Annotated in this window: 20 protein-coding genes and 1 pseudogene; 12 read left to right on the forward strand and 9 right to left on the reverse strand. The window is 35.8% G+C overall.

Annotated features, from left to right (window positions below; genetic code table 11):
- The first annotated feature begins 5 nt into the window (after positions 1–5).
- A complete protein-coding gene (locus AC2A1G_RS15570; RefSeq protein ID WP_484047825.1) occupies positions 6–899 on the forward strand; it encodes a sialate O-acetylesterase in 894 nt (297 codons plus the stop codon).
- Positions 900–997: 98 nt separating this feature from the next.
- A complete protein-coding gene (gene hemN / locus AC2A1G_RS15575) occupies positions 998–2,356 on the forward strand; it encodes an oxygen-independent coproporphyrinogen III oxidase (protein WP_484047826.1) in 1,359 nt (452 codons plus the stop codon).
- 50 nt (positions 2,357–2,406) lie between these two features.
- On the opposite strand, the gene AC2A1G_RS15580 is transcribed toward hemN, so the two are convergent.
- A complete protein-coding gene (locus AC2A1G_RS15580; protein WP_484047827.1) occupies positions 2,407–3,768 on the reverse strand; it encodes a PQQ-dependent sugar dehydrogenase in 1,362 nt (453 codons plus the stop codon).
- A 207-nt stretch (positions 3,769–3,975) separates the two neighbouring features.
- Here AC2A1G_RS15580 and secD point away from each other — a divergent pair, with 207 nt between their 5' ends.
- From secD to AC2A1G_RS15615, 7 genes are all read left to right on the forward strand, one after another.
- Positions 3,976–6,870, forward strand: coding sequence for a protein translocase subunit SecD (gene secD / locus AC2A1G_RS15585; protein ID WP_484047828.1), 2,895 nt, complete (start codon positions 3,976–3,978; stop codon positions 6,868–6,870).
- Between the two features lie 275 nt (positions 6,871–7,145).
- Complete coding sequence (locus AC2A1G_RS15590) at positions 7,146–8,363, forward strand: TCR/Tet family MFS transporter (RefSeq protein ID WP_484047829.1); 1,218 nt, start codon at positions 7,146–7,148, stop codon at positions 8,361–8,363.
- A gap of 61 nt (positions 8,364–8,424) precedes the next feature.
- A complete protein-coding gene (locus AC2A1G_RS15595; RefSeq protein ID WP_484047830.1) occupies positions 8,425–8,766 on the forward strand; it encodes a Sec-independent protein translocase subunit TatA/TatB in 342 nt (113 codons plus the stop codon).
- Entirely contained in the window at positions 8,766–9,332 is a 567-nt protein-coding gene (locus tag AC2A1G_RS15600) for a phosphatase PAP2 family protein (RefSeq protein WP_484047831.1), read from the forward strand. The genes AC2A1G_RS15595 and AC2A1G_RS15600 overlap by 1 nt, the downstream gene beginning before the upstream one ends.
- Entirely contained in the window at positions 9,329–10,150 is an 822-nt protein-coding gene (locus AC2A1G_RS15605) for a tetratricopeptide repeat protein (protein WP_484047832.1), read from the forward strand. Before AC2A1G_RS15600 ends, AC2A1G_RS15605 begins: the two co-directional genes overlap by 4 nt.
- Before the next feature lie 38 nt (positions 10,151–10,188).
- The gene (locus tag AC2A1G_RS15610; protein ID WP_484047833.1) at positions 10,189–10,644 is read left to right on the forward strand and encodes a tRNA (cytidine(34)-2'-O)-methyltransferase; all 456 of its coding nucleotides are present in this window, start codon (positions 10,189–10,191) and stop codon (positions 10,642–10,644) included.
- Positions 10,645–10,763: 119 nt separating this feature from the next.
- Positions 10,764–11,090 (forward strand): hypothetical protein, encoded by a 327-nt coding sequence (locus tag AC2A1G_RS15615; protein WP_484047834.1) that lies wholly within the window; start codon positions 10,764–10,766, stop codon positions 11,088–11,090.
- Here AC2A1G_RS15615 and AC2A1G_RS15620 read toward each other — a convergent pair whose 3' ends face one another.
- Complete coding sequence (locus tag AC2A1G_RS15620; protein WP_484047835.1) at positions 11,091–11,564, reverse strand: 23S rRNA (pseudouridine(1915)-N(3))-methyltransferase RlmH; 474 nt, start codon at positions 11,562–11,564, stop codon at positions 11,091–11,093. It lies immediately after the preceding gene.
- A 107-nt stretch (positions 11,565–11,671) separates the two neighbouring features.
- Between AC2A1G_RS15620 and AC2A1G_RS15625 the strand changes: the two genes are divergently transcribed.
- From AC2A1G_RS15625 to AC2A1G_RS15635, 3 genes are read left to right on the forward strand one after another with little or no spacing between them, the layout of a single operon-like run.
- A complete protein-coding gene (locus tag AC2A1G_RS15625) occupies positions 11,672–12,718 on the forward strand; it encodes a DUF4421 family protein (protein ID WP_484047836.1) in 1,047 nt (348 codons plus the stop codon).
- The gene (locus AC2A1G_RS15630) at positions 12,708–13,745 is read left to right on the forward strand and encodes a YihY/virulence factor BrkB family protein (RefSeq protein ID WP_484047837.1); all 1,038 of its coding nucleotides are present in this window, start codon (positions 12,708–12,710) and stop codon (positions 13,743–13,745) included. Before AC2A1G_RS15625 ends, AC2A1G_RS15630 begins: the two co-directional genes overlap by 11 nt.
- On the forward strand, positions 13,726–14,103 hold the full coding sequence (locus tag AC2A1G_RS15635; RefSeq protein WP_484047838.1) for a hypothetical protein: 378 nt from the start codon (positions 13,726–13,728) through the stop codon (positions 14,101–14,103). Before AC2A1G_RS15630 ends, AC2A1G_RS15635 begins: the two co-directional genes overlap by 20 nt.
- On the opposite strand, the gene nhaA is transcribed toward AC2A1G_RS15635, so the two are convergent.
- From nhaA to AC2A1G_RS15670, 7 genes and pseudogenes are all read right to left on the reverse strand, one after another.
- Positions 14,100–15,278 carry a Na+/H+ antiporter NhaA gene (gene nhaA / locus AC2A1G_RS15640; protein WP_484047839.1) on the reverse strand — a complete coding sequence of 393 codons (1,179 nt, stop codon included), beginning with the start codon at positions 15,276–15,278 and terminating at the stop codon, positions 14,100–14,102. The two genes, AC2A1G_RS15635 and nhaA, sit on opposite strands and share 4 nt — an antisense overlap.
- 3 nt (positions 15,279–15,281) lie before the next feature.
- Positions 15,282–17,486, reverse strand: coding sequence for a RelA/SpoT family protein (locus AC2A1G_RS15645; protein ID WP_484047840.1), 2,205 nt, complete (start codon positions 17,484–17,486; stop codon positions 15,282–15,284).
- 121 nt (positions 17,487–17,607) lie between these two features.
- Positions 17,608–17,973: a hypothetical protein gene (locus AC2A1G_RS15650; protein ID WP_484047841.1), complete on the reverse strand. Its 366-nt coding sequence runs from the start codon at positions 17,971–17,973 to the stop codon at positions 17,608–17,610.
- Between the two features lie 126 nt (positions 17,974–18,099).
- On the reverse strand, positions 18,100–19,029 hold the full coding sequence (locus AC2A1G_RS15655) for a hypothetical protein (RefSeq protein ID WP_484047842.1): 930 nt from the start codon (positions 19,027–19,029) through the stop codon (positions 18,100–18,102).
- Positions 19,030–19,096: 67 nt separating this feature from the next.
- The gene (acs, locus tag AC2A1G_RS15660) at positions 19,097–21,004 is read right to left on the reverse strand and encodes an acetate--CoA ligase (protein WP_484047843.1); all 1,908 of its coding nucleotides are present in this window, start codon (positions 21,002–21,004) and stop codon (positions 19,097–19,099) included.
- A 146-nt stretch (positions 21,005–21,150) separates the two neighbouring features.
- Positions 21,151–21,528 (reverse strand): annotated as a pseudogene (locus AC2A1G_RS15665) (GNAT family N-acetyltransferase); the annotation flags it as partial.
- Positions 21,529–21,617: 89 nt separating this feature from the next.
- On the reverse strand, positions 21,618–23,507 hold the full coding sequence (locus AC2A1G_RS15670; RefSeq protein WP_484047844.1) for an AMP-binding protein: 1,890 nt from the start codon (positions 23,505–23,507) through the stop codon (positions 21,618–21,620).
- Between the last annotated feature and the right edge of the window lie 16 nt (positions 23,508–23,523).

Raw genomic sequence — 23,523 nt, forward strand, 5'->3', positions numbered from 1 at the left:
TAATAATGAAAAAAATAATAATAATCACTCTAAGTCTTTTGCCATTTCTCTTTTCCGCTCAGAAAATAAGAGTTTTTGTTTTAGCCGGACAATCGAATATGAACGGTTTCGGCTACACAAAAGATTTACCAAAAGATTTAAAAGAATTCAAAGACGTTTACATTTTTCAGGGAAATACAGCTGATGATGGCGACAAAAATGGTGGCGTCGGAAAATGGGATATTCTGAAACCAGGACATGGAACAGGTTTTAAAACTGATGGTAAAAATAATACGCTTTCCGATAGATTTGGTCTTGAACTTTCTTTGGCGAAAAGACTGAAAGAACTTTTTCCAAAAGATAAAATTGCATTAATCAAATATGCAAAAGAGGGAACATCAATCGACAGTTTAGCAAAAGCCAATTTCGGTTGTTGGGAGCCAGATTATAGAGGTTCAAACGGAATAAATCAGTATGATCATTTTCTGAAAACACTGAGTTTGGCTTTAGAAGATGCTGATATCGATAAAGATGGTCAAAAGGATGTAGTAATTCCTTCGGGAATTCTATGGATGCAGGGAGAAAGTGATGGAGGTTCTACAAAAGAGGTCGCAGAAAAATATTACGGTCACCTTAACAACCTTATGAATTTGATGCGCGCTTCTCTGCGAAAAGATGACATTCCTGTAGTGATTGGAAAAATTTCAGATTCCGGGAAAAATGAAAAAGGTAAAATCTGGGCTTTTGGTGAAATTATACAGGAAGCCGAAGAAAAATTCGCAAAAACCAATAAAAAAGCAGCGGTTGTTCGTTCTACAAAAAACTACAAATACAGCGATACTTGGCATTATGATAGCGCAGGTTACATTGATTTAGGTAAAAACTTTGCCGAAGAAGTATTTAGACTCATTACAAAATAAAGATTTTATGAAAGCCTAACATTTCTCATAATTTATATTTCAGCATTAATGAGTAATTTTGCATATCTGTTTTTATGACGGTTTACAAATTTTTTTACATGAATTCTTTAGTAGATAAATATAATATTCCAGGACCTCGTTACACTTCTTATCCTACCGTTCCTTATTGGGATGAAAGCTCTTTTTCGTCGGAAAAATACAAGGAAACAGTAATCAGATCTTTCAACGAATCCAATCCTGAAGAAGGAATTTCAATTTACATACATCTTCCGTTTTGTGAGGCTTTATGTACATTTTGTGCCTGTCACAAAAGAATTACCAAGCAACACAGCGTAGAAATTCCTTATCTGGAGTCTGTTTTAAAAGAATGGAATTTATATTTAAAACTTTTTTCAGAAAAACCAAAGCTGAAAGAACTTCATTTGGGTGGCGGAACTCCAACATTTTTTTCACCCGAAAATCTTAAAACTTTGTTGGAAGGCATTTTTGAAACGGTTGAAATTGCTGAACATCCGGAGTTTTCTTTTGAGGGGCATCCTAACAATACAACCAGAAATCACCTGCAGACTTTGTACGATTTAGGTTTCAGAAGAGTAAGTTTCGGCGTTCAGGATTATGATCCAAAGGTTCAAAAAGCAATCAATAGAATTCAGTCTTACGAAAAAGTAAAAGAAGTTACTGAATTTGCCCGTGAAATTGGTTACAGAGGTATCAGCCATGATTTGGTTTTCGGTCTTCCTCATCAAAATTGGGAGGCGATGGAATCTACCATCCGCAAAACAATGGAACTGAAGCCAGACAGATTGGCTTTTTATTCTTACGCTCACGTTCCGTGGGTAAAAGGTGTCGGACAAAGAGGTTTTGATGAAAACGACCTTCCGAGTGGTGATGAGAAAAGACGTTTGTACGAAGATGGAAAAAAATTACTTGAAGAGTTGGGCTACATCGAAGTAGGAATGGATCATTTTTCTCTTGAGCATGATGATCTGTATCAGTCTATGAAAGAACGCAAACTTCACAGAAACTTTATGGGGTACACTTCAAGTAAAACACAGCTGATGGTTGGTTTGGGTATGTCTGCAATTTCAGATTCATGGTATGCATTTGCTCAAAATGTGAAAACCGTTGAAGAGTATCAGAAAATAGTTGAAGAAGGTGAAATTCCTGTGGTAAAAGGTCATATTTTAAGTGATGAGGATCTTTCTGTGAGAAGACATATTTTAAATTTAATGTGTCAGCTTGAAACCGAATTTACAGATCAAAACTCTTTCCCTGAGCTCGAAAATTCTCTTGAAATGCTTTCTGAAATGGAAAATGATGGTTTGGTTGAAATTTATGATTCCAGAGTGAAAATTACCGAAAAAGGTAGAGCTTTCACAAGAAATGTTGCGATGGTTTTTGACTTGAGAATGATGAGAAACAAGCCGGAAACAAGAATTTTCTCAATGACGATATAATCGATATAAATAAAAAAGCGATTCCCTCGGGAACCGCTTTCGTTGCGATTTTATTTTATTACAATTCTCTGACTGTAAGATTTCAAATCGCCATTTTTAAGGATTAAATAGTAAACTCCTGCCGGAATTCCTGTAATATTAATCCCGTTTTCATGGTCTATAACTCTTTGTTCTAAAACTTTAAGTCCTTCGCTGCTCATGATTTCTGCACTCATATTTTGTAAATCTTTAGCGTTAACAAAGATTCTTTCAGATGCAGGATTAGGATAAACTTTGATCTGTTCTGATAAAATGTTTTCTTCTGTCGCCAATGTTCCTGAAACAATTTTAAAAATCTTTCCGCTGCTTACGGCAGCCACGTAAAGTTCTTTCTGTACATCCTGCCCAAATGTGGAAAAGTTATTTCCGGTAGAAGCTGGTGTCCAGGTGATTGAATTATCAGAATTGAGCATCCCAATTTGTGTGGAGCAATAATCTGCAAAAAAGTATTTCCCCTGCAAAGCGGGATAGGCTGTTCCTCTGTAAACATATCCACCGGTAATAGAGCATTTTCCACCCGAATGATCATAGACAGCAACCGGGAAAGTCATTGAGCTCATCGGATCGCATCCACCGGTATTGTAAGTACTGTTACCTTCATAACATCTCCAACCGTAATTGATTCCTGCCTGAGTAATCGGCATTGAATTGATTTCTTCAATCTGACCTTGCCCCACATCTGCAATCATCGCATTTCCTGTGGTTAAATCGAATGAGAATTTCCATGCATTTCGCAAGCCGTAAGACCATATTTCCTGTGCTCCATTAGTTCCGTTGAATGGATTTCCCGCAGGAATGTTGTAAGGTCCCGTAGAATTGATGTCTAATCTCAACATTTTTCCCAAAAGAGAATTTTTGTTCTGGGCATTGTTGTTCGGATCGCCGCCACTTCCACCATCGCCTGTAATTACCCAAAGGTTGCCATCCGGAGCAAAATGAATGCTTCCGCCGTTATGATTATCAAAAGGTTTCGGAATACTGATGATGATTTTTTCTGTAGTAGCATCTGCAACATCTGCATTGGAACTTATCGTGTATCGGGCAACCGTAAGATTCCCTGCAGTATTATTGTAAAAAACAAAAAAGTAGCCGTTAGTTGCGTATTGAGGATGAAAAGCAAGTCCTAAAAGACCACGCTCTCCGCCGTATGTAATTTTTGAGCTTATATTTATAAAATTGGTTGAATTGGTAGTTCCGTTGGGCTGAAGAATTTTTATTATTCCGTTTTGCTGAACGACGAAAAGCCGGCTGTCGTTGGCATTTACAATCTCAACAGGTGCAGTAAAACCTGTGGCAAACTCCTGCAAACTAATACTTTGTGCAGATAATAGTGACGAACAGACAATGCCCGCCGCAAAAAGTAGATTTTTCATAATAATTTGGATTTTAGTGTGTTAAATCATTGATGAAAAATCTGTACCAATTGAATTATTTAAAGCAAAGATTATAGAAAGTAATTTAAAAATGCTCATTTGACCTTGAATTTATCTGAAAATAAACGATTTCTGTTGCTGAAAAGTCAAAAAAAATACAATTAAATTGTTATATTTGCCGACTTAATTTAACGTAGTTATAACAAAATGCAAGGAAAAGGACTTATTACAATTATTGCTATTGTCCTCGGGTTGATTTGCTTAAATGAGCTTATACCAACCTGGTACGCCAGTAAAATTGAATCGCAGATCGAAGCTGCGAATGGGAACGAAAAAGAGATCAAGAGGATAAAAGAGCAGACTCTTAATCTTGGTTACACAGAGCTTACGTACGCTAAAGCCAAAGACAAGGAAATGAAATTGGGTCTCGACCTTAAGGGTGGGATCAATGTTCTTTTGGAAATCAACCAGAGAGATCTGGTAAATGATTTAACCAATTATTCCACAAATCCTGTGCTTATCGAAGCTTTAAACAAGACGGATGAAGTACAGAAAAACTCTACAAAATCTTACATCGACAATTTTTTTGATCAGTTTGATGCTGTAAACAAAGCAAAAGGAGCAAATCTTAAATTGGCAGATTCTGAAATTTTCGGAAATACCAACCTTCAGGAAATTAAGTATAACACTCCGGATGAGCAGGTAAAAAGCATCGTAAAAAAGAGAATCGATCTTTCTGTAGATGCCGCTTTTGAAGTAATCAGAACCAGAATTGACAAAGTAGGAGCTGTACAGCCAAACGTACAGAGAGTACCGGGTACAGCGAGAATTTCTGTTGAAATGCCGGGTATGAAAGACAGAGATAAAGTGAAGAAAATGCTTCAGACTTCTGCTAAACTTCAGTTTTGGGAAGTACAGAAGGCTGAGGAAGTTGTACCTTATTTCCAGTCATTAAGCACTATGATTTCTGCTAAAGGAGATTCAATCGGAATTTCTAAAAAGACAGATTTGATGAAACTTTTACAGTTCGAAAAACTTCAGTCTAACGGAGTTGGAAATATCAAAATTTCTGATACTGCTACTGTAAACAAAATTTTAAGAAGTAAAGTTGCGCAGTCTTTAAGACCTGCCAACCTGAAATATACTCAGTTCCTTTGGGGTTACAAGCCTGAAGCTACATCTCCGGATGATTTAGTGCTTTACGCGATCAGAGGAAATATTAGCCAGAAAGCACCGGTAGACGGGGCGGTAGAAACAGCAAAAATCAGCTACGATGATCTTGGGAGAATAGTAGTAGATATGCAGATGGATTCTAAAGGTGCCAAAGAATGGAAAACTTTAACGGAGAAAAACGTTGGAAGACCGGTAGCGGTTACTCTTGACGGAAATGTTTATACAGCACCAAATGTTGTAGGCGCAATTCCTAACGGTAGAACTCAGATTTCAGGAAACTTCTCTCAGGAAGAAGCCAAAGAATTGGTAGACGTTTTGGGAGCAGGTAAACTTCCTGCAGGTGCCAAAGTGGTACAGGATACCGTTGTTGGACCTTCATTAGGTCAGGAATCTATTGATGCGGGAATGATGTCTTTTGCAATTGCATTCCTTATCATTATCATTTATATTATTTTCTATTACGGTGGAGCGGGTGTTTATGCAGTAATCGCAATGATTATCAACTTGTTCTACATCTTCGGGATTATGGATTCAGGGGATTTCACTCTTACACTTCCTGGTATCGCAGGTTTGGTATTGACGATGGCAATGGCTGTGGATACCAACGTAATTATTTATGAAAGAACAAAAGAAGAACTTTTCGCCGGAAAAGGTATTCTTCAGGCCTATAAAGACGGATTTAAACATGCTTTAAATGCAATTATCGATGGTCACCTTACCACTTTATTGACTGCAGCTGTTCTATTCTTCTTCGGAACGGGTCCTATTAAAGGATTTGCAATTACTTTAGGTATTGGTATCATCATGACTTTATTCACGTCGGTAGCATTATCAAGAGTAATGATCTTCTCAAGACTTGAAAAAGGAAAAGGACTTTCAGTTTGGACGGCTCCTACGAAAAATCTATTCAGAAATACCTGGATTGACTTTATCGGAAAAAGAAAAATCGCTTACGGTATCTCGGTTGTTTTAACGATTATCAGTTTAGTTTCAATCTTTACTAATGGTTTCAAATATGGAATCGATTTTACAGGAGGTAGAAACTATGTAGTAAGATTTGATAAAAATGTAAGTGCCGAAGATGCTGAAGAAAGTCTTGCGAAGCTTTTCAGAACTGCAGACGGGAAAAATTCTTCTGTTGAAGCTAAAACTTTTGGTAACGACAGACAGTTGAAAATCTCTACAGATTATCTTTTCGAAGATGCTTCATTGAAAGCTGACCAGACTGTAGAAAATAAATTGTATGAAGGGTTAAAAGCCAATCTTCCCGCAAAACTTAGTTTAGAAGAATTCAAATCTGCAGATAAAGATCATGTAGGTATTGTTTCATCAGAAAAAGTAGGTCCTACGGTAGCAGATGATATCAAAACACATGGTATTTTGGCTGTAGTTGCAGCTTTGGCTGGTATCTTCATCTATATTTTGATCAGATTTAGAAAATGGCAGTTCTCTTTAGGAGCGGTTGTAGCGTTATTCCACGATGCGGTAATTATTTTGGGAGCTTATTCATTGCTTCACAATATTATGCCTTTCAACATGGAGATTAACCAGGATTTTGTTGCAGCAATTCTTACAGTATTGGGTTACTCAATCAACGATACAGTAATTATCTTCGACAGAATTAGAGAATATTTAAGAGAGAAAAAATCGGTTACATTGGCAGGTTTATTTGATGACTCTATCTCAAGTACTTTGGGTAGAACATTCAACACTACTTTCACTGTATTATTGGTAATTCTTGCCATCTTCATCTTCGGTGGAGATAACCTTAAAGGATTCATGTTTGCCTTGTTAATCGGTATCGGTTTTGGTGCTTACTCATCAGTATTCATCGCATCCGCAATCGCTTACGACTTCCTGAAAACAGGTAAGGAAGAAGAAGTAAAAGGTAAATCAACTTCAGATAAAGAAGTTTTGGCTTCAAAATAAATTTAACTACAATTAAGTTATACGGACTGTCTTTTTTAAAGGCAGTCCTTTTTTTTAATATAATATCATAAAAAACTCGGTGGGCTTAGTTAAGTGTTAACGTCTTTGTGAACCTTAGAAACGAAAGCAAAACAGTTAGTTGTTTTTAAATCTTTGTTCCCTTTGTTTTAAAATTCCACAGTATGATAATGAGTGTGTAATCAGTTTTTATTTAAATTAAATCTAAATGAAAAATAAAAGTTCACACCTTTTCAGTTTTCATTAATTTTGCACCTATGGAAAAATCAAAGAAAAGTGCCGCCATCGGCTTTATCTTTATCACGCTTTTAATCGATGTGATCGGGCTTGGAATTATCATTCCTGTGATACCGAAACTGATTGAAGAACTTATCCACGGAAGTGTAAATGAAGCTGCAAAATATGGTGGTTGGCTGGGCTTTGCGTATGCATTTACACAATTCATCTTTTCGCCTGTTATTGGAAATTTAAGTGATAAATACGGACGGAGACCAATAATTCTGATTTCTTTGTTTGGTTTTGCCGTTGATTATGTTTTCCTTGCTTTGGCACCTACCATCTGGCTTTTGTTTGTCGGAAGGGTGATTGCCGGAATTACGGGAGCAAGTTTTACCACGGCGAGTGCTTACATTGCCGATATTTCTACAGACACAGACCGTGCAAAAAACTTTGGGATGATCGGGGCTGCTTTTGGATTAGGCTTTATCATCGGACCTCTTTTTGGCGGAGTTTTAGGGTATTTCGGACCGAGAGTTCCCTTTTATGCAGCAGCAGTTTTATGTTTGGTTAATTTTCTTTACGGATATTTTATTCTTCCTGAAAGTTTAGATAAAGACAAAAGACGTGAGTTTGATTGGAAGCGTGCAAACCCCATTGGCTCGTTAAAATTTTTATTAAAACACCGTGAACTTTCCTGTTTAGTGATCAGTCTTTTCTTAATTTACATTGCAGGTCACGCGGTACAGACCAACTGGACCTACTTCACACAAAGCGAATTCAAATGGAGTACAGCGATGGTTGGCTTTTCACTGGCAGTGGTCGGGGTTCTAGTAGCTTTGGTACAAGGAGTTTTGATAAGATATACAACTCCCAAATTGGGTGAATACAAAAGTATTTATCTCGGACTTGCTTTTTATGCAGTAGGAATGCTTTTCTTTTCATTCGCTACAGAAGGATGGATGATGTTTGTGATTTTGATTCCTTACTGTTTAGGAGGGATTTGTGGCCCGGCTTTACAGTCTGTCATTTCCAAAAATGTTGATGCAAAAGAGCAAGGCGAATTGCAAGGTGCTTTGACGGGTTTAATGAGTATCACAGCGGCAATAGGACCACCTTTAATGACTTATCTGTTCTATAAATTCAGTGAGAGAAATGCAGAATTCAGATTTCCAGGTGCTCCGTTTTTCTTAGCTTTTATCATGATGGCTGTGAGTGTGGTGATTACCTACTACGCTTTTGAGAAAAAGAAATCTTAAAATATTTTTAAATTTAAACCTAAACTAAAGATTTATATTGAATCTTTTGTATTTTTACAAAATGGAATTAAGTTTTGGAGAAATGGCTCTCATCGTTTTGGCGATTGTGGTTTTGTTCGGTCCGGATAAACTTCCGTCTATTGCCCGTGATTTGGGCGCAGGCGTGAGAAAGATGCGTGGTGCTGTAGAAGACATCAAAACAGAAATTATGAAAGAAGCCGATAATCCGGTTTCAGATATCAAAAAAGAAATTGATAAAATAAAAGATGCTGCCAAAGAATACAATCCTTTAAATAATTTGGATGATGAGCTTAAAAATGCAGTACCAAACGAGTTCACAGATAATAAACCTTTAATAAAGCCTTCTGAAGACGAGACTTACGAAGGGCCTGTAAGCAGATAATGGAAGAAATAGTTTTAGAAGACAAAGAGATATTTCTGTACCTGAATACTCTTGGAAGCCAGCCGTTTGACCAGTTTTGGATTTTAATATCAAAAACATTCATCTGGATTCCGCTTTATGCTATTTTCTGTTATTTTCTTTACAAAAATTTCAAGCTTAAATCTTTTATATTCATTTTAATTTTTGTGGCAATTGGAACAACTGTTTCAGATCAAATGGCGGGTGTTTTTAAACATGGAATTCAGAGGTTACGACCTTGCCATGACCCATCATTACAGGGTTTAATGAGAATTGTAAAATGTGGCGGAGAGCACGGTTTTTATTCTGCACATGCGTCCAATACTTTCTTTTTAGCATCTTATCTGACAGTTTTATTAGGAAAAAAAATCAAATGGCTGCCTTATTTTGTTTTCTTTTGGGCGGCTGTCGTATCATACAGCAGAATTTATTTGGGCGTACATTTCCCGGGAGATATTTTGGTTGGGGCGTTTGCAGGATCTTTGGTGGGAGTAGTATTTGCTTTACTCGCTAAAAAAGTGATCAACAAACAAACCATATCTCAATGACAGCAAAACTATTTTTTTTAGGTACAGCATTACTTTCAATGACCTGTATTAGTGCGCAGGACAAAAAACTTGCAGAAGACTGTATGCGCAAAAACGATTACGTATGTGCAGAAAAACAGTATCAGATTTTGGCAGATAAAGAACTGATTCAGAAATTCAAATCAGATTATTACATTCAGCTGGGAACAGCACAGCGAAGACTTGGTAAAACCTCTGCAGCGTTCAAGTCTTTTGAATCTGCTTTAATTACAAACCCTTTGTCTGTATCTGTTTATGAAAATCTTGCAGCACTGCACAACACAAAGGGCAGCCGCCCAAAAGCGCTGGAATATATCAATTCCGGACTTAAAGTTGATGAACAGAATACCAATCTTTATCTTTTGAGATCTAAAGTTTACGAAAATATGGGTAAAAAAGATCTTGCCTTAAAAGATTTGAACTACATTCTTACATTCGCTCCAGACAATTTATTTGCAAAAACAGGTTTGGCAACGCTGAAAAGACGTTCGGGAGATCTTGAAGGTTCACTTGCCGACTACAATAAACTTCTTGCTGAACGACCGGAATCTCTTTTGTACAACGGAAGAGCAGAGGTTTATGCTCAGATGAAAAAGTACAAAGAAGCTTTAAAAGACGTCAATAAATCAATTTCTATTGATTCTAAATTTTCTCAATCTTACGTTACAAAAGCTGCAATTTTATTTGAAACGGCAAAACCTAAAGAAGCCTGCGAAAATTTAGATAAAGCCATAGCTTTAGGTCACGAAAAATTTCTTTTACCGGATTATGCATTAAAATGTACAAAAAAAACTCAGTAAAGATCTGATTTACTTTTCTTCAAAATTATTTTTTATTCATGTTAAATATCGTTCTTGTAGAACCTGAAATCCCCAACAACACAGGAAATATTGGTAGACTTTGTGTTGGAACCGAAAGCCGTTTACATCTTATTCATCCTTTGGGATTTCTGATTGATGATAAAAACCTGAAACGTTCGGGGTTAGATTATTGGGTTCATCTGGATGTTACAGAATACCAAAATGTAGATGAATGGATGAAAAATATTCTGGATTTGTCACGTGTTTTTCTGATGAGTTCGCATGCCGAAAAATCATATTTGGAAATAGAATTTCAGGATGGCGACTGGTTGGTTTTCGGGAAAGAAAGTAAAGGTTTGAGCAAAGAGGTTTTAGACCGTTTTGAAAATCACCTGACGATTCCAATGTCTAAACTGATTAGGAGTTTTAATATTGCGAATTCTGTTGCTTTTGTTGTAGGTGAAGCAAAAAGACAGCTTTGTATGAAAGGTTAATTCGTAAATATGGGAATTAATGAATGCTAAAAACTGTTAAATAAAATTAATGTTTTAAATTTATTGTAAGTCTTTCGTATATTTGAAAAATATCACTAATTAAAGATATATTTTAAATTATGAAAACACTATCAAGACTTATTTTATCATCCACTTTTGTGATGACTTTAGCAACTTCAAATACTGCTTTCGCTCAGGAAACTAAAAACGAATTGGCAATAAACACCAATTCATTATTGGGAAATACGGTAAAAAGACACGAAGCCTCTCCAGAGCTTAAAGCCACTACATTGATTTTAATTGATAAAAATGAAAGCTCATTAAGTGACCTTAAAGAACTAAAAGGAGTAGATGTGAAAAACGTAAAAGTTCTCTTGGATGATTCTGTAAAAAAGAAGTACAAAGAAAAAGGAATCAAAGAAGTAATTGCAGTAACTACAAAATAATTAATCGTTATGATAAGGTTTTCCCTGTAAAATCTGATCTGCGCGATACAGCTGTTCAACGATAAATAACCGGATCATCTGGTGTGTAAATGTCATTTTCGATAATGACATTTTTTCGTTGGCTCTGCTGTATATTTCTTCGGAAAAACCATAAGCTCCACCAATTAAAATATGTACTTTTTTCACTGAAGAGTTCATCCAGACATCAATCTTCTGGGAAAACTCACGACTGGTGAACTGTTTTCCTTTTTCATCCAAAAGAATAACCAAATCGGTTTTGTCGATATGATTTAAAAATAATTTTGCTTCTTCCTTTTTTAAAAGTTCCGGCGTTAGATTTTTGGCATTTCTGATATCGGGAATTTCAGTGATTTCAAAATTCCAGTGTCTCGGCAGACGGGTAAGATAATACTGAATAAGAGAATTGATTTCTTTATCGTCTGTTTTACCGATGCAAAGGAGTGAAATACGCATTGTAGAATTTTTATACTGCAAAGATATTTATTTTGATAGAGTTTATAATCCATTCAATAATCAAAGTCATTTTAAATGTTTATTTTTACTTTGAAAACACTTCTCTTTTGAAACTGAAATATATTTTTTTCTGGCTGTTTATTTCTGCGTTTTTCAAATCTCAGGAAACTGATTCTCTGACTCAGAATTTCAGTACTGCAAAAAATACAGTATCTATCGTTGCCGGAACCAATTTTATTGATAATACTTTTGGACTTACCTACAAAAACAATCTCTACGAACTGAAAGCTAATGATGCTTTTTACGCAGAATTTTTCCTGAGATACCGTTTCATCGATGCCACATTTTCGTTTGCACCGAAGTTTTTATCCATAAACAATGATGATCAGCTGAAAGGAAAAACGAAATATTTTAATCTTGGATTTGCATTTTTTCCAACATCAAAATTTCGGCAGTTTGTAGGTTTGAGCATGATGAAAGGTCTGTATCTTGCTGACAGCAAAAGGTTTTTTAATGATATTTCAGCATCAGACGCTCCTCCAATTGATTTTACTGATAATTTTATCTTCCCCAGCGCCGAATATCTTTCATTTCAGGGCGAAACCAGTTATTTATGGAAAGGAAATAAGGAAAATTACCGCTCGTTTACCAACATGACGTATCAGCCTGCAAAAAATGAATGGATTGTTATGAGCGGTCTTGCTTATCAGTACAACATCATGAGAAACACTAATACCGTCCGGTTTCAGGATGTTGAAATCACAGATCCACAAGAGGATTCGCCTTCCAGAGATTTAAAAATTGCAATCAAATCCGGTGTGGGAATGCAGCGTGTTTTCGGTAAAAACTGGTATGTCATTGCTGAAATTTATCCGCAGATTTATTACGCAAGGATTATTTCTGAACGTTTTCATGATTTTAATTTTGGTCTGAATTCAGCCGGAAGATTTGGCTATGACAATGGCAGATTTTTCGCAGGAGTTTCGGGGATGATGAACTGGACGAACAATACCAATGAAAACTTTTACTCATTCACACACTGGCAGGCGAGAATAGGTTTTGGTATTCGGTTTAATAATCCGAAATTTGTAGAGAAAACATTTAACAAAGCCGAAGAAAAATTTAATAATTTTAAAAAGAAACATGGCAATTAAAACTCCTGCGATATTTTTGAAGATTCAGAACTTCTTTGATGACATTCATATTCCGGTGCTGGGAATTTCTCTTTGGGAAATGTTTCAGATTTATTTTGCCGGAGTTTTTAAAGACAGAATCGGAAGAAAAGCAGCCGGAATTTCTTGGAACTTTACATTAAGTCTTTTCCCTTTTGTACTGTTCCTGCTTTCGGTTTTACCCTACATGCCTCATTACGACAAACTCCAGTTTTATATTTTTGAAATTTTACTGCACAATATTTTCCCGAGCAATATTGAAGGAGATGTGAGATCGTATATTGAAGACAGTATTATTCCTAATATGAAGGGAATCAGTAATTTGACAATTCTTATCGCCTTGATCTTTGCCACCAACGGAACTTTTGCACTGATCAGTGGCTTCAACGAGAAGTCTGAAGAAAAACTGAGCGATGTAAAGGAATTTATTCTATCTTTTTTTATAACAATCGGTTTTGTAACCATAGTTTTTCTTGCACTTTTCGGAGTTTATTATGTAGAAGTTGTGATGAAGCTTTTTACACCGATTGACAATATTACGTGGCTGACGAAAAACCTTTCTGCAATAATTGGTTTTATATCATTTCCGGTATTTTTCTTTTTGCTTTTAACGTTATTTTATTGGTTGGGAACTGTGAAAATTGTAAGATTCAGACAGGCAGTTCCGGGAGCTATTCTTACGACAGTTTTATTTATTCTTACGACTTATTTTTTTACGCTTTATGTGAAGAATATTGCCAGATATAACGTTTTGTACGGTTCCATCGGAAGTATGATTTTATTAATGGTCTGGATTAACGTGAATGTTTATCTGCTTCTTTTCGGGAATGAATTGAATATGGCATTAAGAAAACTGAGGGTTGAAAAACTGCTTGCCGATGAATTGAAAAATGAAGCCGATCAATATATTTCTACTACATTTGAGCCCAATTTTGATAGCGACGAAGAACACATTCGCAAAATTGAATTAAAGCATAAAAAAGATAATGATGAAAAAACTGACAATTAAATTATTTCTGATTTGCACCTTAACAAGTTTACAGTCTTGTCAGCACATTCTCGATCAGGCCGAAGAAAAAAGAGCGCAGGAAAATTTTACCTCAGAATTTATGGGTAAATATACGGGAACTTACTCCGGCGACATCAGCGGAAGTCTTACAGTAAATGTTGCAAAAGATGCTTCTGTGGGAGTGACAAGAAGTGCAAATAGTAGCACAGATTCTTACTGGACCAGTCTTATAGGATCATCTTTCAATACAACAGTCAAATCACCTCAGGGCTTTATCATTTACGGAAATTTGCAGAACAAAAGCGGAACCTGGGAAATGGGAAGTTCAAAAGGAACGTGGAGTGTTACCAAAAATTAATCATTGGAATTTTTCTGAATTTTTGAAGATTTCATTTTTAAAACTAAAACTCCGGAAATTGCAGCAATGAAAGAAGCAATTAACACAGCAAATTTAGCTTCATTCTGAATCTGTATTTCATTTTTAAACGAAAGCAAAGCTATAAAAATCGACATTGTAAAACCAATTCCCGCAAGTAAACCAACACCAGCCATCTGTCTCCAACTGCTATGCTCGGGAAGGCTGCTCAATTTTAACTTTACGGCTAAAAATGAGAATAGATTGATGCCTAAGAGCTTTCCGACTACTAAACCAAAGATAATTCCGAGGCTTAAACTATTCGTTAAACCTTCAATCATACCGTTTTCAAAATGAATATTGGTGTTTGCCAAAGCAAATATGGGCATAATTAAAAAGTTAACGGGAATATGAAGCTGGTGTTCAAGTTTTTCAAGAGGAGAGGGAATTACAGATGATTTATTTGTTGGAATGGTAAATGCTAAAAGAACTCCCGCAATCGTTGCATGAATACCTGACTGATGCAAAAAGTACCATAAAAAAGTTCCTAAAATCAGATAGAAAACTATCTTTTTAACTTTCAGATAATTAAGTAAAGCCAGCAATCCCACGATTCCGAAAGAGATCAAAAGGCTTAAAAAATGGATTGATTCTGTATAAAAAAATGCAATCACTAAAATCGCCCCGAGATCATCCACAATCGCCAAAGCTGCCAAAAAGATCTTTAAAGAAGCAGGAACTTTGTTACCGAGAAGCGAAATAATTGCAAGCGAAAATGCAATATCTGTCGCCATCGGAATTCCCCAGCCATTGCTGAAATCTGTTTTAAAATTAAATGCCAGAAAAATCAAAGCAGGAACCAGCATTCCGCCAACCGCAGCGAAAATAGGAAGTGAAGCTTTTTTAAATGAGGCAAGTTCGCCTTCCAGAATTTCTCTCTTAATTTCCAAGCCTACCAAAAGAAAGAAGATGGCCATTAAACCATCATTAATCCATGTGCTGACAGAGAATTTTAAATGTAAATTATCAGCTCCGAGTTTATAATCCAGAATATTATTGAAACTGTCGTTCATTGATGAATTGGCAATCAATAAAGCTGTTGCAACACAAAATATCAATAGAATTCCTGACGAACGGCTGCTTTTCAGGAATTTAATAAAGTAAACGCTAAGGTTCATATTTTACATTCTTCTCACTCTTGAAACTCCGTTGATGTCTTTCAGTTTTTTAAAGGTTTCTTCCAGCTGTCCCGTATGTTTTACCTCGAGGTTGATGTTTCCTGTAAAAATCCCATCGTTGGATTCAATAGACATACTTTTCATATCCATGCCCATCGCACCGCTGATTACGGTGGTAATGTCATTGATCATTCCCATTCTGTCAAGACCTTCAATCTCGATTTTCACTCTGTTTTTAAAGCTTTCTTCATTGACCCATTTTGCAGGAATTACACGGTAATCGTATTGTGCTCTTAGATTAATTGCATTCGGACAAGTGTCCAGATGAACTTTTATTCCTTCTGAAATGGTAATAAATCCAAAAATTTTGTCTCCCGGTATTACGGTACAGCATTTAGCATAAGAATAATTCAGTTTTTCTTCATCTTTTCCAAAAACAATCATATCGAGATTCTGCTCTTTCGGCTCTTCGTAATGAACGTTTTTGGTTGGCGATTTTCTGAATCTTGAAAGTAAATTATTAAATACATTTTTACTTTCAATGTATTTTCTTAAACTACTGACATCTAACTCGTTGCTTTGGAATTTTAAAAATAACTCTTGGGAAGTTTTAAGATTGAAGAACTTCTGAAGTTTGTTGATTTCTTCATCATTAAAATTGATTTTCGCGTGACGAAGTTTTCTTTGAAGAATTTCTTTTCCTTCATCAACCAAAGTGTTTTTCTGTGAATTCAGAAAACCTTTGATTTTAGATTTAGCTTTTGAAGTAACTACAAACTCCAGCCAGTCAGATTTTGGCTTTTGATTTTGAGAAGATAATATATCAATCTGATCTCCGTTTTGAAGTTTGTAGGAAATCGGAACGAGCTTACCGTTAATTTTTGCTCCCAAACATTTCATTCCTAAATCTGAATGCACAGAAAACGCAAAATCCAAAGCAGAAGCGTTGGTTGGAAGGATTTTAATTTCGCCTTTGGGAGTGAAAACAAAAACTTCTTTTGAGTAAAGATTGAGTTTAATATTATCTAAAAGCTCTGATGTACTAAGGTTTTGCTGCTGTTCAAGAACATCTCTGATTTCCGTAACCCATTTTTCAAAATTACGGTCTTCGGTGCTTTGTTTGTAGCCTTCTTTGTATTTATAATGGGCTGCGACGCCTTTCTCAGCAATATCATCCATTCTTTCAGAACGGATCTGAACTTCAATCCACTTTCTGTCTGGTCCCAAAACGGTTAAGTGCAGACTTTCGTATCCTGTAGAACGGGGTTGGGTAATCCAGTCCCTCATTCTGGATGGGTTTGAATGGTAAACATCCGTTACAATAGAATAGATTTTCCAGGCGAGAAATTTCTCGTTTTTAGCATCAGATTTATAGGTAATTCTAATGGCATAATTATCATAAACTTCTTCAAAAGAAACGCCCTGTTTCAGCATTTTTCTATAAATCGAAGAGATGGCTTTTGCCCTGCCTTTGATGCTGAAATTCAAGCCCTCGTCTTTTAACCTTGCGGTAACTTCATTTTTAAATTCTTCGATATATTTTTCACGAGATTCTTTGGCAAGTTCAAGTTTTGAAGTAATCTCATTGTAAATCTCCGGATTATTATATTTAAGCGAGAGGTCTTCAAGCTCAGATTTAATGTTATATAAACCTAAACGGTGCGCCATCGGAGCGTAGATGTAGACGGTTTCGGAAGCAATCTTTTTCTGTTTGTCGGGCGCCATACTTTCCAGCGTACGCATGTTGTGAAGACGGTCTGCAATTTTAATAAGAATCACCCTGAAATCTTCGGAAAGCGTGAGAAGAAGTTTTCTGTAATTTTCAGACTGAACCGAAATATTCTGATGGTTCATGATCGAAATTTTGGTAAGACCATTCACAATCTCCGCAATTTTTGACCCGAATATTTTCTGTAAATCTTCAAACGTATAATCAGAATCTTCAATTACATCATGCAGCAATGCACAGGCAATCGATGTAGCTCCCAGACCGATTTCTGTAGCCACAATTTTTGCTACAGCGATGGGATGATAAATGTAGGGTTCTCCGGATTTTCTTCTTTGGTCTTTGTGAGCATCCAAAGCAATATCAAAAGCCTTTCTTATCAGTTTGTTGTGTTCTTCATCTAAAGTACGGTAGGTATTAGAAATCAGATCTTTATATCTCGCGAGAATTTCTTTATTCTCCTGTTCCAAATCATAACTCATTTTTCAAGGCTTTGTATAGACGAAAATACGAAAAATAAACACAGTTATCAATTTAAAACCAACAAAAAATCCGCAGTTTTTTGGCTGCGGATTATGGTTATTAGTTTATGAATTAGTTTTTTCAAAATTTCACTTCAGAGTCCATGCCTTCGGTGGCACCTTTGAATCTAAAATCCGGACTTGCGTGAATTTCGGTTTTGTTTTTAGCATCTATGTACTTTTTTACGGTAGCATATGATGCCTGACTGATGCTCATGTTTTCAATGTGGTAAGTCTTTAGCACAGAATTCTCCGCAAAAACCTTCTTTACCTCTGTTGCCTGTTCAGGATTTGTAATCTGAACGCTTGTCATGTAAGGCGAATCGTGATGACTTTCTGTGATATATACAATGTAGTCTGCATTATCGAAACCAGCCATTTCAAGCTCGATTTCGAGTCTCTTATAGTCGCTGTGTCTTTGGAAAACACCGGTAATAATTGTAGACATAATATTTTGTTTTATATTGGTTGTTTAAAGATAAGAATAATTTGGATATAATTATTTAAAATTTAAATAAAATTGATATTTATTATTTTATCTATAAAAATTTATTATTATTTAAGATAATGTCTATTATTTTTCTTTCTTCCAATTTTCGGTTTCAACTATTCTTTTAACCATCTCATAAAAATTCATTAACCCTAAATTTCCCTTCCCGTTGTAGTCATGAATTTTTTTTGATTTTCCATTGTCGAAAAAGATTTCGGTTTCTGCTGAAGATTCATTACAGCATGGAAATAGAGATCTTTCCCTTAGTTTTAAAAAATTAATTTCATTTAAATGGTTTGCTAACTTTTGAAAACTCGAATGATTATTTCCGAAAAAATCTCCGTGCAAATTTTGATAGCTGTCAGAATTGAGAGTTACAGAATCTTTCGTTAATGTTAATTGATAAACTCTTAAAGGAGAATAACCTTCGCTTTGTGTGAAAATTATTTTGTGAATTTTGTGTTTTTGATTGTTAGAATTGTATTCAGTCAATATATTATTTTTAATCATCAAAGTATCGATATCAAATATATGATAAGAATCATCGAAGCCTTGATTATAAGAAATCAGTTTAATTAAGGGTTGGTTTTTTAATTTGATTGTTTTTGATGCAACAATTTCATAAACTTTACCTTTTCCCGGATTTAAAACTTTGTAACCATCATTATCACTTATTAGTAATGCAGAATTATAATTATGTTCGCTTGTGTGAGGCTTAACAACATTATTAATATCTGAAACTATTGGATAAGCAAGATTTACCAAATAGTCTTTTTTACCGTCATTGTTAAAATCAGCTTCATAGATTGGTTTAAAATTTTCTTCATTAAGGATTCTTCTAAAATCTTTTAATGAATCTACGAATTCGTTACCTGTTAAAAAAACCTTCTTGAGATTCATATTTTCATAACCTTCATTTGAATGTATAATTTCTAAAATTTCATCTTCATTAAGTTCTTTTTTCTCACATGATTGCAGTGACAGTAGTACAATTAAAAGGTATATCAGTTTCATTATTAAAGTTTTAAATTAAAAAAGCCTATCTAAAAAATTAAACAGGCTCTAAATTATTTAAATAAAATTAAATTCTCTCATTTTTAATCTCCTCCACAATTTCAGGATTTAATAGAGTAGAAGTGTCTCCAAAATTAGAGAAATCTCCTTCGGCAATTTTTCGTAAAATTCTGCGCATAATCTTTCCAGAACGGGTTTTCGGAAGCCCTGAAACGAACTGAATTTTATCCAGTTTAGCAATCGGCCCAATCTGATCTGAAATCAACTGATTAATTTCTTTAACCAAATTTTCCTGCTTTCTATCTGATCCTGAATCCTTTAAAATCACAAAACCGTACAAAGCACTTCCTTTGATATCGTGTGGGAAACCAACAATCGCAGATTCTGCCACCGCCGGATGTTCGTTGATGCTGTCTTCAATTGGTGCAGTTCCCAAATTGTGTCCGGAAACAATCACAACATCATCCACACGACCTGTAATTCTGTAATAACCGACTTCATCTCTCAGAGCACCATCACCAGTAAAATATTTCCCCGGAAATGCTGAGAAATACGTTTCTTTATATCTTTGATGATCACCCCAAATTGTTCTTGCAATTCCCGGCCACGGAAAACGGATGCAGAGATTTCCTGTCACCTGATTCCCTGTGATTTCATTACGTTTATCATCCATCAAAACTGGCTGAATTCCTGGCAAAGGAAGCGTTGCGTACGTAGGTTTTGTCGGTGTCACAAATGGGATAGGAGAAATCATAATTCCACCGGTTTCTGTTTGCCACCACGTATCAACAATTGGGCATTTTTTTCTTCCCACGTGATCGTTAAACCAATGCCATGCTTCATCGTTAATAGGTTCTCCAACAGATCCGATGACTCTCAATGAACTTAAATCGTGTTTGTCAACCCATTCAGCACTTTCTTTTGCTAAAGACCGAATTGCAGTTGGTGCAGTATAGAATTGAGTAACTTTATGTTTTTCAATAACTTCCCAAAACCTGTCCGGTTCAGGATAAGTGGGAACTCCTTCGAAAATAACGGTGGTTGCACCATTCAATAAAGGCCCGTAAAGAATGTAAGAGTGTCCGGTAATCCAGCCGATATCTGCGGTACACCAATAAATATCATTTTCCTGATAGTTGAACACATTTTTAAATGTGTAAGCCGAATACACCATATAACCGGCGGAAGTGTGAAGCATTCCCTTTGGTTTTCCTGTAGAACCTGAAGTGTACAGAATAAACAGTGGATCTTCAGCATCCATGATGATCGTCACAAAATCTGCAGAAGCTTTTTCATACAGATCAGCCATCCAGAAATCTCTGCCTTCTTTCATTTTCACCTCGTTGTTGGTTCTTTTGACCACCAGAGTTTTTTCAACAGTCGGACATTTTTCTAAAGCTTCGTCAATGATTGATTTTAAATCTAAAACCTTATTGCCTCTGTAACTTCCGTCTGAAGTAATCAGCATTTTTGCACCGCAGTCATTTACTCTCGAAACTACCGCAGAAGCCGAAAATCCTGCAAAAATAACAGAGTGAACTGCTCCGATTTTCGCACATGCCAACATCGTAACTGCCAGTTCAGGAATCATCGGAAGATAGATGCAGACTCTATCGCCTTTTTCGATGCCCATATCTTTCAGAACATTCGCAGTTTTGTTGACTCTTTCGTACAATTCGTTGTAGGAAATATGTTGAGCATCTTCTTTCGGGTCGTTGGGTTCCCAGATGATGGCAGTTTTTTCGCCACGCACCGAAAGATGTCGGTCGAGGCAGTTTTTGGTGATATTTAATTTAGCATCTTTAAACCAAGTGATTTTTGCCTCATTCATATCATATTTTACCACCTTGCTCCATCTTTGGTACCAGACAAAATTTTGGTCAGCCACTTTATCCCAGAATTTTTTCGGATTTTTTATAGATTTTTTGTACTCTTCAAAGTAGTGCGGTAAATCTTCTATCACGTAATTTCTCATACTTTTTCTTTTTAGAATTATTTATTATTTAAATTATTTTGTTGTGTTTTACTTTGAACAAGAAGGTCACAAAGCTTTTTAAAATTAATGCTGCTTTAAGTCTCACAGAGCCGTTTCACTTATATAATACAAACTTTTTAATTAAATTAATTATCAACAATTGTATTTATTTGAAGTTCCATGATTGGTAGAAATCTGTCTTTTATGGATGTTTCAACTTGTCCAATTTTTGTAAACCCGAAGCTTTCATAAAATTTTTCGGCATTTGGGTCGGCATCCAGAAGTATTCTTTTGGTTTTGCTTTGTTTTATTTTTGAAATGAAATCATTCATTAATAATTTACCATAACCTTTTCCAATTTCATCAGGTAAAACAAATAAATTATCAAGCTTTACGGTATTTTCATTGATACTGAAGTAAGAATAATAAGCAACCGTTGAGTTGTTGATCAATAATTTATAAACCTCATTATTTTTAATGTATTCCTCTTTTATGGTAAGCAAATCAGACCATTCTTCCATTTGCTCATTCGAATACCCCCAATATGCCTTTGACTTTTATGTAATCTCAGTCAAAATTTTATGGTCATGGATATTTGCTTTAATAATTTCCATTACTTACTTCTGTACTGTTGAATCTTTTCCTTCAATTCATCAATAATCTTCTCATCATCAATCGTCGATGGAATCTGAAATTCTTTACTATCAATAATCGTTCTGATCAATTTTCTTAAAATCTTTCCCGAACGTGTCTTTGGAAGTCTTTTTACCACCATCACAGATTTCAGGAAGGCAACTGCACCAATTTTTTCTCTGACTTTAAGAATGATTTCTTTTTCTACAGCTTCTTCTGAAATTTCAGCACCATTTTTTAAAACTACTGTTGCAAAAGGAACCTGTCCACGAAGATCATCATCAACTCCTACAACGGCACATTCGGCAACATCGTGGTGAGAGGAGACAATTTCTTCCATTTCTGAGGTGGAAAGACGGTGACCGGCAACATTGATGACATCATCAACCCGTCCTGTGATGAAAATATAACCATCTTCATCTTTTATGGCACCGTCTCCTGAAAAATAATAGCCTTTGTATTGTGATAAATAGCTTTTCTCAAAACGTTCGTAATCATTCCATATTCCCAGCATTGCGCCGGGCGGAAGGGGAAGCTTGATGACAAGATAGCCTTCTTTATGCTCATCGAGTTCAAAGCCATTTTCGTCAAAAATTTTAATATCGTAACCTGAAATGGGTTTTCCAGCGGAAGCTCTTTTTATTTTATAATCTTCATTAAAAGTCAGTAACCCCAGCATCGGCGAGCCCGATTCTGTCTGCCACCAATGATCGATTGCGGGAACTCCAATATGTTTTTCAAACCAATCCAAAGTTGCAACATCACAACGTTCACCTGCCAGAAACTGTTTTTTGAAATGGCTTAAATCGTATTTTTTAACCAGTTCTCCGTTCGGATCTTCTTTTTTAATAGCTCTGATTGCTGTTGGAGCTGTAAACATTGCCGAAACTTTGTATTCAGAGATAATTCTCCAAAACGTTCCTGCATCTGGAGTCATAATCGGTTTACCTTCGAAAATAATTGTTGTGTTTCGGTTAATTAATGGGCCATAAACGCTGTAACTGTGACCGACCGCCCAGCCAAAATCGGAAGCCGCCCAAAAAGTTTCGCCCTGCTCAATTCCATAAATATATTTCATGGAAAATTTCAAAGCCGTAGCATAACCACCTGTATCTCTTGTGATTCCTTTCGGTTTGCCCGTCGTACCTGAAGTGTATAAAAGATAGAGTGGATGATTGGATTCTACCGAAACACAATCTGCAGGCTCGGATTTTTCGACCAATTCTTCATAATCAATGATGCCTTCAAACATTTCATGTTGATTGTCGACTAATTTTCTATTAAAAACAATAATGTTATCGACTTTATCCTGAGCTAATTCGATCGCTTTCTCAACTAAAGGCAGATAAGGAATTCTTTTTGCAATTTCAATTCCTGCGGTGGCTGTAATTAAAGCTTTAGGTTTGCAATCATCGATTCTTACTACCAATTCGTGCGGCGCAAAACCTCCGAAAACAACATTGTGAATCACACCAATTCTCGCACAAGCTAGCATTGCAAAAAGAGTCTGCGGAATCATCGGCATGTAAATCACGACAGTGTCGCCTTTTTTTAAACCTAAAGAAACCAGTCCGCCTGCTAATTTTGAAATTTCTTCTTTAGCCTGATTGAAAGTGTATTTTATTTTCTGATTCGTAACGGGAGAATCGTAAACAATCGCAGTTTCTTCCCCGAAACCATCTTCAATATGCTTGTCGATGCAGAGATAAGACATATTCAGTTTTCCGTCTGCAAACCATTGGGTGTAGTTGTTTTCGTCTTTTGAAATAATGGTTTCGGGAAATTCAAACCACGAAATTTCCTTCGCCTGCTCTTTCCAGAACTGCTCTTTGTTTTCTATGCTTTGTTTAAATAGATTATCTGCGTTCATAATTATTTTGTGTTTC

The organism is Chryseobacterium sp. HNCC26DJ240, from assembly GCF_057180485.1.

Bases quoted from the DNA above. Each gene is read 5' to 3' on its own strand.
- AC2A1G_RS15570 (WP_484047825.1), top strand. From the start codon at position 6: ATGAAAAAAATAATAATAATCACTCTAAGTCTTTTGCCATTTCTCTTT.
- hemN (WP_484047826.1), top strand. From the start codon at position 998: ATGAATTCTTTAGTAGATAAATATAATATTCCAGGACCTCGTTACACT.
- AC2A1G_RS15580 (WP_484047827.1), bottom strand. From the start codon at position 3,768: ATGAAAAATCTACTTTTTGCGGCGGGCATTGTCTGTTCGTCACTATTA.
- secD (WP_484047828.1), top strand. From the start codon at position 3,976: ATGCAAGGAAAAGGACTTATTACAATTATTGCTATTGTCCTCGGGTTG.
- AC2A1G_RS15590 (WP_484047829.1), top strand. From the start codon at position 7,146: ATGGAAAAATCAAAGAAAAGTGCCGCCATCGGCTTTATCTTTATCACG.
- AC2A1G_RS15595 (WP_484047830.1), top strand. From the start codon at position 8,425: ATGGAATTAAGTTTTGGAGAAATGGCTCTCATCGTTTTGGCGATTGTG.
- AC2A1G_RS15600 (WP_484047831.1), top strand. From the start codon at position 8,766: ATGGAAGAAATAGTTTTAGAAGACAAAGAGATATTTCTGTACCTGAAT.
- AC2A1G_RS15605 (WP_484047832.1), top strand. From the start codon at position 9,329: ATGACAGCAAAACTATTTTTTTTAGGTACAGCATTACTTTCAATGACC.
- AC2A1G_RS15610 (WP_484047833.1), top strand. From the start codon at position 10,189: ATGTTAAATATCGTTCTTGTAGAACCTGAAATCCCCAACAACACAGGA.
- AC2A1G_RS15615 (WP_484047834.1), top strand. From the start codon at position 10,764: ATGAAAACACTATCAAGACTTATTTTATCATCCACTTTTGTGATGACT.
- AC2A1G_RS15620 (WP_484047835.1), bottom strand. From the start codon at position 11,564: ATGCGTATTTCACTCCTTTGCATCGGTAAAACAGACGATAAAGAAATC.
- AC2A1G_RS15630 (WP_484047837.1), top strand. From the start codon at position 12,708: ATGGCAATTAAAACTCCTGCGATATTTTTGAAGATTCAGAACTTCTTT.
- AC2A1G_RS15635 (WP_484047838.1), top strand. From the start codon at position 13,726: ATGAAAAAACTGACAATTAAATTATTTCTGATTTGCACCTTAACAAGT.
- nhaA (WP_484047839.1), bottom strand. From the start codon at position 15,278: ATGAACCTTAGCGTTTACTTTATTAAATTCCTGAAAAGCAGCCGTTCG.
- AC2A1G_RS15645 (WP_484047840.1), bottom strand. From the start codon at position 17,486: ATGAGTTATGATTTGGAACAGGAGAATAAAGAAATTCTCGCGAGATAT.
- AC2A1G_RS15650 (WP_484047841.1), bottom strand. From the start codon at position 17,973: ATGTCTACAATTATTACCGGTGTTTTCCAAAGACACAGCGACTATAAG.
- AC2A1G_RS15655 (WP_484047842.1), bottom strand. From the start codon at position 19,029: ATGAAACTGATATACCTTTTAATTGTACTACTGTCACTGCAATCATGT.
- acs (WP_484047843.1), bottom strand. From the start codon at position 21,004: ATGAGAAATTACGTGATAGAAGATTTACCGCACTACTTTGAAGAGTAC.
- AC2A1G_RS15670 (WP_484047844.1), bottom strand. From the start codon at position 23,507: ATGAACGCAGATAATCTATTTAAACAAAGCATAGAAAACAAAGAGCAG.